Annotated in this window: 13 protein-coding genes; 11 read left to right on the top strand and 2 right to left on the bottom strand. The window is 69.1% G+C overall.

Going from position 1 to position 14,451, the window contains the following annotated elements; all coding sequences use genetic code 11:
* Nucleotides 1-2: 2 nt before the first annotated feature.
* Nucleotides 3-827: a mycofactocin oligosaccharide methyltransferase MftM gene (gene mftM / locus CJ179_RS06780; RefSeq protein ID WP_095860955.1), complete on the bottom strand. Its 825-nt coding sequence runs from the start codon at nt 825-827 to the stop codon at nt 3-5.
* Between the two features lie 38 nt (nt 828-865).
* On the bottom strand, nt 866-1,489 hold the full coding sequence (gene mftR / locus CJ179_RS06775) for a mycofactocin system transcriptional regulator (protein ID WP_072945581.1): 624 nt from the start codon (nt 1,487-1,489) through the stop codon (nt 866-868).
* 133 nt (nt 1,490-1,622) lie between these two features.
* On the opposite strand from mftR, the gene mftA reads away from it, so the two are divergent.
* The 11 genes from mftA (at nt 1,623) to CJ179_RS06720 (ending at nt 14,398) form a co-directional block, all read left to right on the top strand.
* Nucleotides 1,623-1,718 (top strand): mycofactocin precursor MftA, encoded by a 96-nt coding sequence (mftA, locus tag CJ179_RS06770; protein WP_005573048.1) that lies wholly within the window; start codon nt 1,623-1,625, stop codon nt 1,716-1,718.
* Nucleotides 1,719-1,720: 2 nt separating this feature from the next.
* The gene (gene mftB / locus CJ179_RS06765; RefSeq protein WP_167372162.1) at nt 1,721-2,023 is read left to right on the top strand and encodes a mycofactocin biosynthesis chaperone MftB; all 303 of its coding nucleotides are present in this window, start codon (nt 1,721-1,723) and stop codon (nt 2,021-2,023) included.
* Nucleotides 2,024-2,059: 36 nt separating this feature from the next.
* Nucleotides 2,060-3,295, top strand: coding sequence for a mycofactocin radical SAM maturase (gene mftC, locus CJ179_RS06760; RefSeq protein ID WP_072945585.1), 1,236 nt, complete (start codon nt 2,060-2,062; stop codon nt 3,293-3,295).
* 29 nt (nt 3,296-3,324) lie between these two features.
* The gene (gene mftD, locus CJ179_RS06755) at nt 3,325-4,506 is read left to right on the top strand and encodes a pre-mycofactocin synthase MftD (RefSeq protein WP_072945587.1); all 1,182 of its coding nucleotides are present in this window, start codon (nt 3,325-3,327) and stop codon (nt 4,504-4,506) included.
* A 16-nt stretch (nt 4,507-4,522) separates the two neighbouring features.
* Nucleotides 4,523-6,484 carry a mycofactocin system FadH/OYE family oxidoreductase 1 gene (locus CJ179_RS06750; RefSeq protein ID WP_072945589.1) on the top strand — a complete coding sequence of 654 codons (1,962 nt, stop codon included), beginning with the start codon at nt 4,523-4,525 and terminating at the stop codon, nt 6,482-6,484.
* 8 nt (nt 6,485-6,492) lie between these two features.
* A complete protein-coding gene (locus CJ179_RS06745; protein WP_095860954.1) occupies nt 6,493-7,305 on the top strand; it encodes a mycofactocin-coupled SDR family oxidoreductase in 813 nt (270 codons plus the stop codon).
* Nucleotides 7,302-9,263 (top strand): mycofactocin system FadH/OYE family oxidoreductase 2, encoded by a 1,962-nt coding sequence (locus CJ179_RS06740; RefSeq protein ID WP_095860953.1) that lies wholly within the window; start codon nt 7,302-7,304, stop codon nt 9,261-9,263. Before CJ179_RS06745 ends, CJ179_RS06740 begins: the two co-directional genes overlap by 4 nt.
* A 50-nt stretch (nt 9,264-9,313) precedes the next feature.
* Nucleotides 9,314-10,036, top strand: coding sequence for a mycofactocin biosynthesis peptidyl-dipeptidase MftE (mftE, locus tag CJ179_RS06735; RefSeq protein WP_095860952.1), 723 nt, complete (start codon nt 9,314-9,316; stop codon nt 10,034-10,036).
* A 106-nt stretch (nt 10,037-10,142) separates the two neighbouring features.
* The gene (gene mftF, locus CJ179_RS06730; RefSeq protein ID WP_072945600.1) at nt 10,143-11,543 is read left to right on the top strand and encodes a mycofactocin biosynthesis glycosyltransferase MftF; all 1,401 of its coding nucleotides are present in this window, start codon (nt 10,143-10,145) and stop codon (nt 11,541-11,543) included.
* Nucleotides 11,543-13,015 carry a mycofactocin system GMC family oxidoreductase MftG gene (mftG, locus tag CJ179_RS06725; protein WP_095860951.1) on the top strand — a complete coding sequence of 491 codons (1,473 nt, stop codon included), beginning with the start codon at nt 11,543-11,545 and terminating at the stop codon, nt 13,013-13,015. Before mftF ends, mftG begins: the two co-directional genes overlap by 1 nt.
* Before the next feature lie 66 nt (nt 13,016-13,081).
* Nucleotides 13,082-14,398 (top strand): helix-turn-helix domain-containing protein, encoded by a 1,317-nt coding sequence (locus tag CJ179_RS06720; RefSeq protein ID WP_072945604.1) that lies wholly within the window; start codon nt 13,082-13,084, stop codon nt 14,396-14,398.
* Nucleotides 14,399-14,451 lie beyond the last annotated feature (53 nt).

Below are 14,451 nucleotides of genomic sequence, written 5' to 3'. Positions count from 1 at the left end.
GGTCAGCAGTCGATGACGAGCCAGCCGCCGTGGTGCTCGAACACCTCGAATGGGCGTCCCGTCGATTCGCCGAGTTCGGTGAGCGACGTGGTGTCGAAGGTGCGGATGTGTCCGTGGCAGGCCGTTGCCTCGTCCTCGTAGGGGACGGCGACGACAACCCGTTCGCGGGCAACGCGGAGGGCCTCGGATATCACTGCGGCACCGATGTTTTCGCCGACGTGCTCGAGGAGGTGGATGGCGGTGACGGTGTCTGCGCTGTCGTCGGGGACCGGCACGTGCGCGGCGTCGCACACGAGGGTGCGCAGATCGAGTCCGAGTTCCGGTGCCACGGCGTCGAGGAGGGTCATGGTGCCGGGGAGGATGTCGGTTGCCGTGACGGACCGCCCGGCGCGGGCGAGTCGCAACGGGAGGAAGCCGAAGCACGACCCGAGGTCGAGGACGGAACCGCGGACCAGTTGTTCCGCCTTCTCGTGGATCGGTGCGAAGTCGGCGGTGCCGTCGAGCAGCTCGCCGAGAGAGTTGCGGTAGTAGACGGTCCACGCGTCGAGTGCGCCGTCGACGGTGGAGCGCACCAGTCCGACCATGGTCGATTCGAACTCGCCCTGACCGAAGTCGGCGTCCTCGATGGACGCGGTGACCGAGGCGACGAGTCGCTCGCTCAGATCCTCGGGTGTGAGGGCGTGCGTGACCCGCAACCGGTCGCCGTCGCGGGTGAGGGTGAGCGGCCCGTCCGTGACCCGCTCGACCGTGACGTGACCGTGTGACCACAGTCCGGGTTCGCACGGAGCGAGAGAGTCGAACGCGGGCGTGTCGAGAGTGGAAGTCATTCGAAGCAACCTTGCCGAGAGGTGATGGCGGGCGTGGGTCAGGTCCGGGTGTCGGGCTCGCCGAGGGAACTCAGCCCATCGTAGAGCGATTGCATGCCGCTGGCGAGTAGTTCGTTCAGTTCGAGCGAATCGTCGTCGAGCCACTGCTCGTACGCCGACATCGCAACGCCGAGTAGAAGATAGCCGACGGTCCGTGGAACGTGGTCGGTCGGTGAGACTCCGAGCCGGCTCGCGACGTACTCTGCGATTACGTTGCGCCACCCTTCGTACATCACCACCGAATACGCCTGCAGCGCGGGCACGCGCAGGATCAGCCCCATGCGTTTGCGGTGGTTGACTTCCTCGCTCTCGGGAAACGCGTTGAACTGCAGGAGTGCTGCGGTGAGTCCGTCGACGATCGGGATGTCGCCGGGTTGCGCGGCGAGTTGGGCGCGCATTTCGGCGAGGTGGGCGTCGAAGTCGCCCCACGGGATCGCGTTCTTGGACGGGAAGTAGCGGAACAGGGTGCGGCGGGCGATGCCGGACGCTTCGGCGACTTCGTCGACGCTGGTGGCGTCGAAGCCCTGTTCCGTGAACAACTCGATCCCGACGGTGCTGATCCGATCCTGCGTCGTGGACGGGCGTCGCCCTATCCGACTGGATGGTTTTCGACGACTTCTCAACTTTCGTACCCTCCCGAGCTGTCATTCTGCACTCGATGCCATTACAGTGGTGAGGCGAGTCACAGGAATGGTCACCTATGACGGGGAACATCCCTCCGGCTCGCGCCGTATCACCGAACAGTAGGAGGAAATCATGTCGGATCGCGACAACAACGTGCTGGAAAACGACTTGGTCGAGGAATCCCTGGTGGAAGAGGTCTCGATCGACGGCATGTGCGGCGTGTACTGATCATGTCCGCTCCAGCATCTGCTTCAGTGACCGGCAACGCCGGTATCGATCTCGATGTGGGCTGGAAGCTTCATCCGCAGGTGGCGCTGCGTCCCGAACCTTTCGGGGCGCTGCTCTACCACTTCGGGACGCGCAAACTGTCGTTCCTGAAGAACCGCACGATCGTCGCGGTGGTCGAATCGCTTCCCTCACACGCCGACGCCCGGTCCGCACTGCGGGCGCAGGGTATCGGGGACGACGCGGCCGCGCAGTACGCGCGAGCGCTCGGCACGTTGGCCGAGTCGCACATGATCGTCCCCGCCTGACCAGCTCTCTTCACCCCGTACCAGAGGACACAGCCCATGACCTCCATGCTCGAAAGGCCTTCCGCGGTGACAGCCCCCGTCGCTCCGGTCGGCCGCCTCGTCGACCAGTTCGAACTCGGTCTCGACGCCCCGATCTGCCTGACCTGGGAGTTGACCTACGCGTGCAACCTGTCGTGCGTGCACTGTCTGTCCTCGTCGGGCCGGCGTGACCCGCGGGAGCTGAGCACCGAGCAGTGCAAGTCGATCATCGACGAACTGCAGCGCATGCAGGTGTTCTACGTGAACATCGGTGGCGGTGAGCCGACGGTTCGTTCGGACTTCTGGGAGCTGGTCGACTACGCGACCGCCCACCAGGTCGGGGTGAAGTTCTCCACGAACGGGGTGAAGATCGACAAGAAGGTCGCCGCCCGGCTCGCCGCCAGCGACTACGTCGACGTGCAGATCTCCCTCGACGGTGCGACGGCCGAGGTCAACGACGCCGTCCGTGGTCCGGGTTCGTTCGCGATGGCGGTGCGGGCGCTCGAGAATCTCTCCGAGGCCGGGTTCAAGGACGCCAAGATCTCCGTGGTGGTCACCCGGCACAACGTGTCCCAGCTCGACGACTTCAAGGCGCTGGCCGACAAGTACGGCGCCACCCTGCGCATCACCCGGCTGCGACCGTCGGGGCGCGGCGCGGACGTGTGGGACGAACTGCATCCGACGCAGGCGCAGCAGCGCGAGCTGTACAACTGGCTGGTCGCCAACGGCGAGGGCGTGCTCACCGGTGACTCCTTCTTCCACCTGTCCGCCTACGGCGACGCGTTGCCCGGCCTGAACTTGTGTGGTGCCGGCCGGGTGGTGTGCCTGATCGACCCGATCGGCGACGTCTACGCGTGCCCGTTCGCGATCCACGACCAGTTCCTCGCCGGAAACATCGTGGCGGACGGCGGTTTCCAGCAGGTGTGGCAGACGTCGGAGCTGTTCCAGGAGCTGCGGTCCCCGCAGACCGGCGGCGCGTGCAGTAAGTGCAACCACTACGACTCCTGCCGCGGCGGATGCATGGCCGCGAAATTCTTCACCGGGCTGCCGATGGATGGCCCGGACCCCGAATGTGTGATCGGCAACGGCGAACTGGCGTTGGCTGCCGCGGGGGAGATCCCGAAATCCAGTGTCGACCACTCCCGCACCGGCCAGCGCCGGACTCCGCGGGCGCCGGTTCCGTTGACGCTGATGGTGCGTCCGCCGGCCAAGATTTGTGACGAGAACCCGCTTGCGGGCATGGACCAGACGTAAGTCGTCTGCCAGGTACGAGAGGTATTGCCATGGGTAAGAATCCGTTCTTCGAAACGGTGGCCGAGGCTCAGCGTCGCGCGAAGAAGCGCCTGCCGAAGTCGGTGTACGCGGCGCTGATCGCCGGTTCCGAGCGGGGCGTGACGGTCGACGACAACATCGCGGCGTTCGGTGAACTGGGGTTTGCTCCGCACGTCGTGGGGCTGTCCGACAAGCGTGAGCTGTCCACGACCGTGATGGGGCAGTCGATTTCGCTGCCCGTCATCATCTCCCCGACCGGTGTGCAGGCGGTGCATCCCGACGGCGAGGTCGCTGTCGCGCGTGCGGCGGCGGCACGCGGCACGGCGATCGGTCTGAGTTCGTTCGCGAGCAAGTCGGTCGAGGAAGTCACGGCCGCCAACCCTCAGACGTTCTTCCAGATGTACTGGGTCGGCAGCCGGGAGGTGCTGATCCAGCGGATGGAACGCGCCCGCGCCGCCGGGGCGACCGGACTGATCATCACCACCGACTGGTCGTTCTCGTACGGTCGTGACTGGGGTAGCCCGGCCATCCCCGAGAAGATGGACCTGAAGGCGATGCTGCAGTTCGCGCCGGAGGGAATCACCCGGCCGAAGTGGTTGTACGAGTTCGCGAAGACCCGCAAGATCCCGGATCTGACCACCCCGAACCTGGCGCAGCCCGGTCAGGAACCGCCGACGTTCTTCGGCGCCTACGGCGAGTGGATGCAGACGCCGCTGCCGACGTGGGACGACATCGCATGGCTGCGTGAGCAGTGGGGCGGGCCGTTCATGCTCAAGGGCGTCATGCGGGTCGACGACGCCAAGCGGGCCGTCGATGCCGGCGTCACCGCGATCTCCGTGTCGAATCACGGTGGCAACAACCTCGACGGCACCCCGGCGCCGATCCGCGCGCTGCCCGCCATCGCGGAGGCCGTGGGCGATCAGGTCGAGGTGCTCCTCGACGGCGGTATCCGCCGCGGTAGCGACGTCGTGAAGGCCGTCGCGCTCGGCGCGCGGGCGGTGATGATCGGCCGCGCGTACCTGTGGGGTCTCTCGGCGAACGGTCAGGCCGGCGTCGAAAACGTCCTCGACGTCCTGCGCGGCGGTATCGATTCGGCGCTGCTCGGGCTGGGCCACTCGAACATCCACGACCTCACCCCGTCCGACATCGTGATCCCGCCCGGATTCGCTCGCGTACTCGGCGCCGAATCCTGAACCACGAACGGCGTAGATGTCTGCGCAACTGACAGACCCGATCACCCTGGCCGGACGCCACGCCCGGTCCAGGGTGCTTCTGGGTCCGCACCCCACCAATCTCGGTGCGGGAAGGACGCTGTCGCCGCGTCATGTCGCGTACTACGAGCGCCGGGCGCGGGGCGGTGCGGGGATCGTCGTCACCGAGGTGGCGTCGGTCCATGCCTCCGACTGGCCGTACGAACGGGCTCCGCTGGCGTCCGACTGCGTCGCCGGGTGGCGGGACATTGTCGCGGCCTGCCGCCCGCACGGCACACTGGTGCTGGCCGGGTTGGGGCACGCCGGACTGCAGGGGTCGAGCGCCTACTCGCAGTCGGTGCTGTGGGGACCGTCGGGGGTCGCCGACGTGATCTCCCGCGAGATGCCGATGCAGATGGAGCAGGCGGAGATCGACAGCCTCGTCGAGGGCTTCCGGGCCGGGGCCGCCGCGGCAGTCGCGGCGGACGCGGACGGCGTCGAGCTCGACGCCGGGCCGAGAGCGCTCCTGCGGCAGTTCCTTTCGAACCTCACCAACGTACGCGAAGACGAGTACGGCACCGACCCGCTGCGGCTCGTCCGCGAGGTCCTCGCCGCCGTCCGCAAAGAGCTGGGCCCCGGCCGGATATTGTCCCTGCGCCTGAGCTGCGACGAGGAGACGTCCTGGGCGGGGATCACACCGTCGATCGCCGCCGGACACGGACGGGCCCTGGCCGACGCACTCGATCTGCTCGTGGTGGTCCGGGGCGGGCCGCTGTCGCCGAACGCCTACCGCCCCGACTTCCACCGGCCACCCGCGTTCAACACCGAACTCTGCCGCGGCATCCGCACGGCGGTCGCCGGCGCGGTCCCGGTCGTTCTCCAGGGCAGCGTCGTCGATCCGGCCGATGCCCGGTGGGCGCTCGACGACGGAGTCGCCGACGTCGTCGAGATGACGCGTGCCCAGATCGCCGATCCCGATCTCGTCGTCAAGATCCGGCGCGGTGCGGTGCCGCGGCCGTGCGTCCTGTGCAACCAGACGTGCCAGGTGCTCGACCCCCGCAACCCGGTCGTCACATGCGTCGGCAATCCCACTGCCGGGCACGAGACCGTCGATCCCACCGAGGACGCCGCTGTGGTCGCAGGCACGGCACTGGTGGTCGGTGGTGGCCCGGCCGGTCTCGAGGCGGCGCGGGTGCTTGCGCTGCGGGGTCACCGGGTCGCCGTGGCGGAGGCATCGGCTCGGCTCGGCGGGATGGTGCGGGCCGCGGCCGGGGCGCCGCACCTCAGGGCGCTGACCGACTGGCTGGAGAACGAATGCCGCTGTCTCGGAGTCGAATTCCGTCTCGGCGCCACGGTCTCCGAAGCCGAACTCGACGCCGCGGAACGAGACGGTGTGACGGTGATCCTCGCGACCGGCAGCACGCCCCGGCCGCTTCCGTTCCCCGTCGGGGGAAGTGTCCGGTGTCTCGGCGCCGCGGATCTGCGGGACGGTGACGTGCCTGCGGAGGGGCCCCACATCGTCTTCGACCCGGTCGGCGGACCGGTCGGCGTGGCGGTCGCCGAATGGCTCGCGGCGCGGGGCCGCGACGTGAGCATCGTGACCCAGGACTCCGTGGCCGGCTCGCGACTCGGCATGACCGGCGACCTCGCCGACGCCAACACCCGCCTGCAACGGGCCGGGGTGACGCGTCACCTCGACAGCCGCATCGTGTCGATCGACGGCGACGGAATGCGGTTGCGCAACCGGTACACCGCCGAAGAGTCGGTGGTGCCGTGCACCGTGTTGATCGACTGCTCGCATCGTCTCCCCGAGGACACGCTCGGCTCGACCCGCCCGGACACGGTGCGGGCCGGCGACTGCGTGGCCCCCCGCACACTGCTCGAGGCGGTCCGCGAGGGCCGCACCGAGGCGCTGACCGCGACCGCCCACCGGCGGTCCGAGTTCGATCACCATCCGTTCACCCTCGTCACCGAGAGATAGGACATTTCATGGGACAGTTCGACGACAAGGTCGCGTTCATCACCGGGGCTGCCCGTGGGCAGGGGCGAACGCATGCGGTGCGGTTGGCGCGCGAAGGTGCGGCGATCATCGCCGTCGACATCTGCGGGCCGGTGTCGGAGTACAACAGCTACGAACCGGCGACGGCGGACGACCTCGCCGAGACGGTGCGGCTCGTGGAATCCGAGGGCGGCAAGATCCTCGCCGAACAGGCGGACGTGCGGGACAGCGCGCAACTGAAGGCTGTCGTGGACCGGGGAGTCGAACAGTTCGGCCGTCTCGACATCGTGATCGCGAACGCCGGGATCTGCAACTGGAACCGCTTCTGGGAGATGCCCGACGAGCAGTGGGAGACTCTGATCGACGTCAATCTCACCGGCGCCTGGAAGACGCTGAAGGCTGCGGTCCCGGCACTGATCGAGGGTGGCCGCGGGGGATCGATCATCGTGATCAGCTCCGTCGCCGGGATCAAGCCGCTCCCGGGGCAGGCCAATTACGCCGCCTCCAAGTTCGGGCTCGTGGGACTCACCCAGACCGCGGCCAAGGAACTGGGCGAGTACGACATCCGGGTCAATTCGATCCACCCCTACGGAGTGAAGACCCCGATGGGCACCGACCCGGGCAGCCTCGTGATTCTCGAGAAGCACCCGCACTACCTGTCGAGCTTCGGCACCATCCTCACCGAACACCCGCTGGCCGACACCGACGACATCACCGACGCCGTGCTGTGGCTGGCCGGTGACGGTTCGCGGCGGGTCACGGGCAGTCAGGTCGCCGTCGACATGGGCAACACCAAGGTGTGAGCACCTCCGCGTACCGCCACCTGTTCACCCCGTTGCGCCTGGGACCGCTGACGCTGCGCAATCGGGTGGTCTTCTCGGCGCACCTCACGGGGTACGCCGTCGACGGTCTCCCCACCGCCCAGCACGCCGCCTACTATGCGGCGCGCGCGAAGGGCGGTGCGGGCCTGATCATCTCCGAAGAGCACGCCACCCATCCGGGTGACTGGCCGTACGAGAAGGTGATCGCCGGCTACCGGCCGGAGGTCGTCCCGGGATACCGGCGGATCACCGACGCGGTCCACGCACACGGAGTTCCGATCCTCGCTCAGGTCAACCACAACGGCGGCCAGGGATCGAGCATGTATTCGCGGCGGCCACTGTGGGCGCCGAGCGCCGTCCCCGACCCACTGTTCCGCGAAGTTCCCAAGGCGGTCGATCAGCGCGAGATCCGGGCCCTCGTCGACGGTTACGCGCGCGTCGCCGAGCACTGTGTCCGAGGCGGATTCGACGGCATCGAACTGCAGTGCTCGCACTCGTCGCTGGTGCGCAGTTTCCTCGCCCCCGCCACGAACCAGCGCACGGACCGGTACGGAGGGTCGTTGGAGAACCGTGCCCGGTTCCTCCTCGAGGTCGTCGAAGCCGTGCGAACGGCGATCGGCCCGGACCGCGCACTCGGGGTGAGGCTCGCGGGGGAGGACCTGTTCGACGGTGGCGTACACCTCGACGAGGCGGTGGAGGTGGCCGCCCTGCTGGAGGCGGACGGGCGGGTCGACTACCTCAACACGTCCATCGGGATGGCCACCGAGACGCTGCACATGATCGAGGCGTCCATGGCCGTCCCCCGCGGGTATGCGCTGTTCGTCCCCAATGCGATCCGGCGGCGGGTCGGACTTCCGGTGGTCGGTGTCGGCCGGTTCTCGGATCCGCATCAGGCCGACCGGGCTCTCGACGAGGGGCACTGCGACCTGATCGGGGTGGTGCGCGGCCAGATCGCGGACCCGGACTTCGCGGCCAAGGCACTCGCCGGTGAAGAGGACGCCATCCGATCGTGCCTGGCGTGCAATCAGGAATGCATCGGACGCATGGGGCTGGGCCGGTGGCTCGGCTGCGTCGTGAACCCGCGCGCGGGCAGGGAATCGATTCTGCTGCCCGAACCCACCGTCCGCGGCAGGCGGGTCGTGGTGGTCGGCGGCGGACCTGCCGGGCTGAAGGCCGCCGCCACCGTCGCGCAGCGGGGGCACCACGTGACGCTGTTCGAACGCAACACCGTCCTCGGTGGTCAGCTCCGGACGGCCGCCGTCGTCCCTGGGCGCCGCGAGGTCCTCGGCCTCGTCGTCGACCTGGAAGCGGAATGCGTTCGGCGCGGCGTGGACGTGCGGACCGGCACCGAGGCGACCGCCGAGGCGCTCGCGCAGGGACGTCCCGACGTGGTCGTGCTCGCCACCGGAGCGCGTCCGAGCCGTCCGCGCTGGGCGGGTGCGTCGGATCGGGTGGTGGATGTGCGGGACGTGCTGGAGGGCCGCGCGGATCCGTCCGGGACGGTGCTGGTGGTCGACGAACTGGGATTCCATCAGGGCACGTCCGTCGCCGAATTCGTCGCCGACGCCGGGTGTGCCGTCACGATCTGCACGCCGGGGATGATCGTCGGCCAGGATCTCGGGATCACACTGGACCTCGAGGGATGGAATCGGCGGGCGCACGGCAAGGGCATCACCCAGGTGACGGACGTGGTGCCGACCGGGTGCGACGACGCCGGCGGGGGCCGGATCGCGGTCACGCTCCTGCACCACCCGACCGGCGCGTCCCGCCGGCTCACCGTCGACTGGGTGGTGTCGTCCGCGCACCAGCAACCGGAGGACGAGCTCTGGAAACTACTGGCCGACAGCGGCATCGAGGTCCATCGCATCGGCGACGCCCTGGCTCCGCGCCGCGCGCATTCCGCCGTCATCGAGGGGGAGCGGATCGCGCTCGCGCTCTGACGCAGGCAGTCACGGCCCGGGTCGAATCCGCGGTCGCCTAGCATCGGAGGATGCCCCATTCCGGACACCTCGACGACGCGGTGTGGCCCGACCTCGTGTCCCACGTCTCGACGGTCGTGGTCCCGGTCGGCTCCCTCGAGCAGCACGGACCGCATCTGCCGCTCGACACCGACACCACCATCGCCGACGCCGTGTCCCGCGCGCTGCCGCACGTGCTCGTCGCACCCCCGATCGCGTACGGCGCGAGCGGTGAGCACGAGGGGTTTCCCGGGACCGTCTCGCTGGGGGCGGAGGCCCTCGAGACCGTGCTGGTCGAATACGGCAGGTCCGCGTGCCGGTGGGCGGACCGCGTGCTGTTCGTCAACGGGCACGGAGGAAACGGACCCGCATTGGTCAAGGCTGTCGCCTTGCTTCGATACGAGGCCCGTGACGTGGCCTGGGTGCCGTGCGCGGTCCCCGGCGCCGACGCCCATGCCGGACGTACGGAAACGTCCTTGTTGCTACACCTTTCACCTGGTCGAGTGAGGTTGTCCAGGGCCGAGCCCGGTAATACGGAACCTATCGCGAGGTTGATGCCAAGACTGCGAGAAGGCGGTATGGTCGCCGTGTCGGCCAATGGGGTGCTCGGTGACCCGACGGGCGCAACGGCCGCGGAGGGGGCGCAGATCTTCGGCGTGCTCGTCCACACAGTCACCAAGGCACTGGCCCGGTGGGAACCGGGCCCCGATGGACGGCTCCGGTGCGAACCGGGCGCCGATGGGAGGCTCCAATGACCCGCACGGGCGCCCTCGAGTTGCCGAGGGCGGATTTTCGGCACATCCTTGCGGCTGATTTCCGGCATGCCCTGCCGGCGCTGTCCGATCCGCATACGATCGACTGATGCGCCAAGCTCGACTTCCCGATGGATTCGGGATCCGAATCGACCCCAAGGTTCGCGCATATTCCGGAGGCCGAGTGCTCATCGGCGGTTCGCCGACCCGGATGCTGAAGCTGGCGCCCACCGCGGCGGCCATGATCGGAGACGGCTACCTCGAGGTCGTCGATCCGCAGTCCGCCGTCGTCGCACGCCGCCTCCTCGACTCGGGGGTCGCCAACCCGCGCCCCATGAGCACACCGTCCCCGCAGGACGTCACCGTCGTCATTCCGGTGAAGAACAACGCGCCCGGGCTGCACCGCGTGCTGGCCGCGCTCCGCGGACTCGAGGTGGTCGTCGTCGACGACGGCTCCGACGTCCCGATCGTCGCCCCCGCGCTGCAGAACGGGTGCGGCGGCCGCGTCACCGTGCTGCGCCACGAGACGGCAAAGGGGCCCGCCGCGGCCCGCAACACCGGTCTGCGTTACGCCGCAACTCCGTTCGTGGCGTTCCTCGACTCCGACGTCCTGCCGCGCACCGGGTGGATCGAGGTCATGCTCGGCCACTTCAGCGACCCCGCGGTCGCGCTGGTCGCCCCGAGGATCGTCGCGCTCGAACCCGAGGCGAGCACGCTCGCGCGGTACGAGCACGCCCGATCCTCCCTCGACCTCGGACGGAAGGAATCCGCGGTCCAGTCCGGCGGCCCGGTGTCGTACGTCCCGAGCGCCGCGATGATCGCCCGGCGTGAGGTGCTCGACGAGTTCGGCGGCTTCGACGAGTCCATGCACGTGGCGGAGGACGTCGACCTGTGCTGGCGACTCCAGGAGTCCGGCTGGCGACTGCGGTACGAGCCCGTGGCCCACGTCGCGCACGACCATCGCGTGACGTTCGGAAAGTGGTTCGACCGCAAGCTGTTCTACGGCACCGGTGCGGCGCCCCTGGCGGCGAGGCATTCGGGCATGGTCCCACCGCTGTCGATGTCGCCGTGGACGTTCTTCGCGTGCATCGCCGCGGCCACCTGCACCCGGCTGGGTCTGCTCGGCGCCGTCGCCACGCTCGCGATGATGCTGGTGCGCCTGCGCCGCATGTTCACGGGACTCGATCAGCCGACCCGCATCGCCGCCATCCTCGCCGCCCAGGGCTTCGCCGGTGGCGCCTGGCAGCTGGCGTCCGCGATGTGCCGCCACTATTGGCCCGTCACGCTGCTGGCGGTAGTGCTCTCGAAACGGATTCGCCGGATCGCGCTCGCGATCGCCGTCGCCGAGGGGGTCGCCGACTGGGTCACCCACCGGGAGCCCGGAGGGCTGGGACCGGTGCGGCACACGGTGTTCAAGCGGCTCGACGACATCGCGTACGGTGCCGGGCTCTGGAAGGGCGCCGTCGCCGCCCGCGACTTCGACGCATTGAAGCCCCGGTTGAAGTCGTAGTGACCGATCCGATTCGCGCCGCCGACGTCGTGGTCGTCGGCGGCGGTTCGAGTGGATGCGTGGTGGCCACGCGGCTCAGCGAGGATCCGGGACGATCGGTCCTCCTCCTCGAGTCCGGACCCGGTTACCGGTCGGCCCTCGACTGTCCCGTCCTCGATTACCGGACGCTGCCGGTCGGCCCGGGCAGCGCATACGCGCAGACGTACGGCGTGGAGTTGGCGCCGAGCGTGCCCTCGGCCATGGTGCGCGGCCGCGTTCTCGGCGGGTCGGGCGCCGTCAACGGCGCCTACTTCGTCCGCGGGACGGAAGCGGACTTTCGGCACTGGCCCGCGTCGTGGTCGTACGAGAACGTGCTGCCCGCCTTCCGGGCACTCGAGCGTGACGCCGACTTCGACGACTCCCGGCACGGCACCGCCGGCCCGATGCCCGTGCGCAGGCAGCCCGCGGAACAGCTGAGCGAGATCAGCGCGGCGTTCCGCGCCGCGGCCCTCGGCGCGGGACATTCCGAGGAACCCGACAAGAACGGAGCAGGCGGCGGCGGGATCGGCCCGGTGCCGCTCAACGTCGACGGTGGCCGCCGGGTCAGCACCGCCGTCGCGTATCTGCTGCCGGCGTCGGAGCGGCCCAACCTGACGGTCGAGGCGAACTCCGACGTCGTGCGAATTCTGTTCTCCGGTAACGAGACGGTGGGGGTCGAGGTCGAGTCGGGCGGCACCCGCCGCAGGGTCCGCACCGGCCGGGTCGTACTGGCGGCGGGACCCGTCGAAACCCCGGTGCTGCTGATGCTTTCGGGAATCGGACCGGCAGAACATCTGAGGGGCAACGACATCGACGTCGTCCTCGACGTGCCCGGTGTCGGCACCGATTTCAGTGATCACCCCGAAGTGGCTCTGCCGTACCGTGTCCGGGACACACTCCGCCGCAGTGACACGAGTCCGGTCGTCGAAACGGTACTGAACGTCGACGACCTCGAGATCCGTCCGTACACGGCGCCGTTCGACGTGCTCGTCCCCGGATCCGGGCAACCCGACCCGGTCCTCGGAATCGGGCTCATGGTGGCGGAGAGCCGGGGCGACATCCGGCTCACGTCGGGACACCGCAGGGACCGTCCCCGGATCGAGTACCGGTACGCGCAATCGGCCGCCGACCGCCGGGCGCTGCGCGAGGGACAGGCCATCGCGCTGGACCTGCTGCGCTCGCCGGAGCTCGGCCCATTGGTCCGGCCGCTGTCCGAGGAGGTGTCCGACCGCTCGGTGCTCGCGCACCTGGGGACGTCTCTGCACCTGTGCGGCAGTTGCCGGATGGGCGGACACACAGACGTGGGTGCGGTGGTGGACGAGCGGTGCAACGTCCGCGGAATACAGGGTCTGACCATAGCGGACACCTCGGTGTTCCCGGTGGTCCCGAGCCGTGGGCCGCACGCCACCGCGGTCATGGTCGCCGAGCGGGTCAGTACCTTCCTGAGGGAGTGACGGAGGGCGGAACCCGGCCCCGTGTGACCCGGGTTACAGTAGGCAGAGACGCCGTGGAGGAGTTCGATGCAAAGTCAACCGCCCACAGGGGGCAATCCGTGGGTCGCCGTGCGCCCGGGAGACGACGTCGCGATGCTGGCGCGCAGGGTGTCGTCGGCGCATCAGTTGTTCGTCGAGCGTCACGCCCCCGCAGGCCGAGACCAGGCAGGCGACGGAAATTCGGTGCGGTCCGTCATCCTCGATTCGTGGATGCGCAGCACGAGCAAGGGCGTGAGCCCGGACGGGTCCGCCCGCGCGGTCGATCTGGCGGCCGCGGATCTCGCCGCGTACCGGGCGTCGCACCCGATGTCGATCATCCGGCCCGTGGTCCGCAAACTCCTCGTCGAGGATGCCGCCGACACCGGACTGCTCGTGGCCATCACGGACGAGAAGGGCCAGTTGCTGTGGGTCGAGGGCGATTCGTCCGCCAAGGACCGCGCACTGGAGATGAACTTCGTCGAGGGCGCCGACTGGAGCGAGGACACCGTCGGCACCAACGCCCCGGGCACCGCGCTGGCGCTCGACCACTGCGTGCAGATCTTCGGAGCGGAGCACTTCAGCAGGTCGGTGCACGACTGGAGTTGTTCGGCGGCGCCCGTCCACGACCCGGCGACGGGGCTGATCGTCGGCGCCATCGACATCACCGGTGGCCCACGGGTCGCGGTACCCGAGGTGCTGTCGCTGATCCGGGCCACCGTCGCGGCCGCCGAGGCGGAACTGCGCCTGCACCTGCTGCGCTCGCCGCAGCCGCTGGTCGAGACGGTGCTGCGGTTGGAGGTGCTGGGGTCGGGACGACCGACTCTGGTGCGCGGGGCCGAACGCATCCCGCTCTCGCAGCGACACGCGGAAATCCTGCTGCTCCTGGCGGAGCATCCGGAGGGCCTGAGCTCCGACCGGCTCGCGGTGCTACTCGACGAGAACGAACTCGACGCCGTCACCATTCGTGCCGAGATGTCGCGCCTGCGCAAGGTTTTCGGTCCCGCGAACCTCGGTTCGCGGCCGTACCGGCTGCTCACCGAATTGACGTCGGACGTCCGGCAGGTGCGTGGGGCCCTGGACCGCGGAGAGCTGGCCGCCGCCCTCGACGTCTACTCGGGTCCGGTGCTACCCGGGTCGGAGGCGCCCGGCGTCGAGGACCTGCGCGGCGAACTGCGTGCCCGCGTCCAGGCGGCATTGCTGCGGGAGGGCGATCAGCGGTTGCTCGCCAAGTGGACCACGTCCGTCCACGGCCGTGAGGACGTCGCCGCGTGGGAGGCGTACCTCGCGGGCCTCGATCCGCGTTCCCCGTTGTATTCCCAGGTCAAGTCGAGGATCGATCTGTTCGATCAGCAGTACGCAACGTAGTTGCAACGGTACGGTCCCTAGTGTTGTGAGTCACACCGAGAAAGTTCCACCGA

The sequence above is a fragment of the Rhodococcus sp. ACS1 genome, assembly GCF_002300155.1.
Classification (GTDB): Bacteria; Actinomycetota; Actinomycetes; order Mycobacteriales; family Mycobacteriaceae; genus Rhodococcus_F; species Rhodococcus_F koreensis.
The sequence above is the reverse complement of the archived record's forward strand: the minus strand, read 5'-3'. Positions and strand labels throughout refer to the sequence as shown.

What these genes read in the sequence shown, in the direction of transcription:
- mftM (WP_095860955.1), bottom strand. Translation starts at nt 827, where the DNA reads ATGACTTCCACTCTCGACACGCCCGCGTTCGACTCTCTCGCTCCGTGC.
- mftA (WP_005573048.1), top strand. Translation starts at nt 1,623, where the DNA reads ATGTCGGATCGCGACAACAACGTGCTGGAAAACGACTTGGTCGAGGAA.
- mftB (WP_167372162.1), top strand. Translation starts at nt 1,721, where the DNA reads ATGTCCGCTCCAGCATCTGCTTCAGTGACCGGCAACGCCGGTATCGAT.
- mftC (WP_072945585.1), top strand. Translation starts at nt 2,060, where the DNA reads ATGACCTCCATGCTCGAAAGGCCTTCCGCGGTGACAGCCCCCGTCGCT.
- mftD (WP_072945587.1), top strand. Translation starts at nt 3,325, where the DNA reads ATGGGTAAGAATCCGTTCTTCGAAACGGTGGCCGAGGCTCAGCGTCGC.
- CJ179_RS06750 (WP_072945589.1), top strand. Translation starts at nt 4,523, where the DNA reads ATGTCTGCGCAACTGACAGACCCGATCACCCTGGCCGGACGCCACGCC.
- CJ179_RS06745 (WP_095860954.1), top strand. Translation starts at nt 6,493, where the DNA reads ATGGGACAGTTCGACGACAAGGTCGCGTTCATCACCGGGGCTGCCCGT.
- mftE (WP_095860952.1), top strand. Translation starts at nt 9,314, where the DNA reads ATGCCCCATTCCGGACACCTCGACGACGCGGTGTGGCCCGACCTCGTG.
- mftF (WP_072945600.1), top strand. Translation starts at nt 10,143, where the DNA reads ATGCGCCAAGCTCGACTTCCCGATGGATTCGGGATCCGAATCGACCCC.
- CJ179_RS06720 (WP_072945604.1), top strand. Translation starts at nt 13,082, where the DNA reads ATGCAAAGTCAACCGCCCACAGGGGGCAATCCGTGGGTCGCCGTGCGC.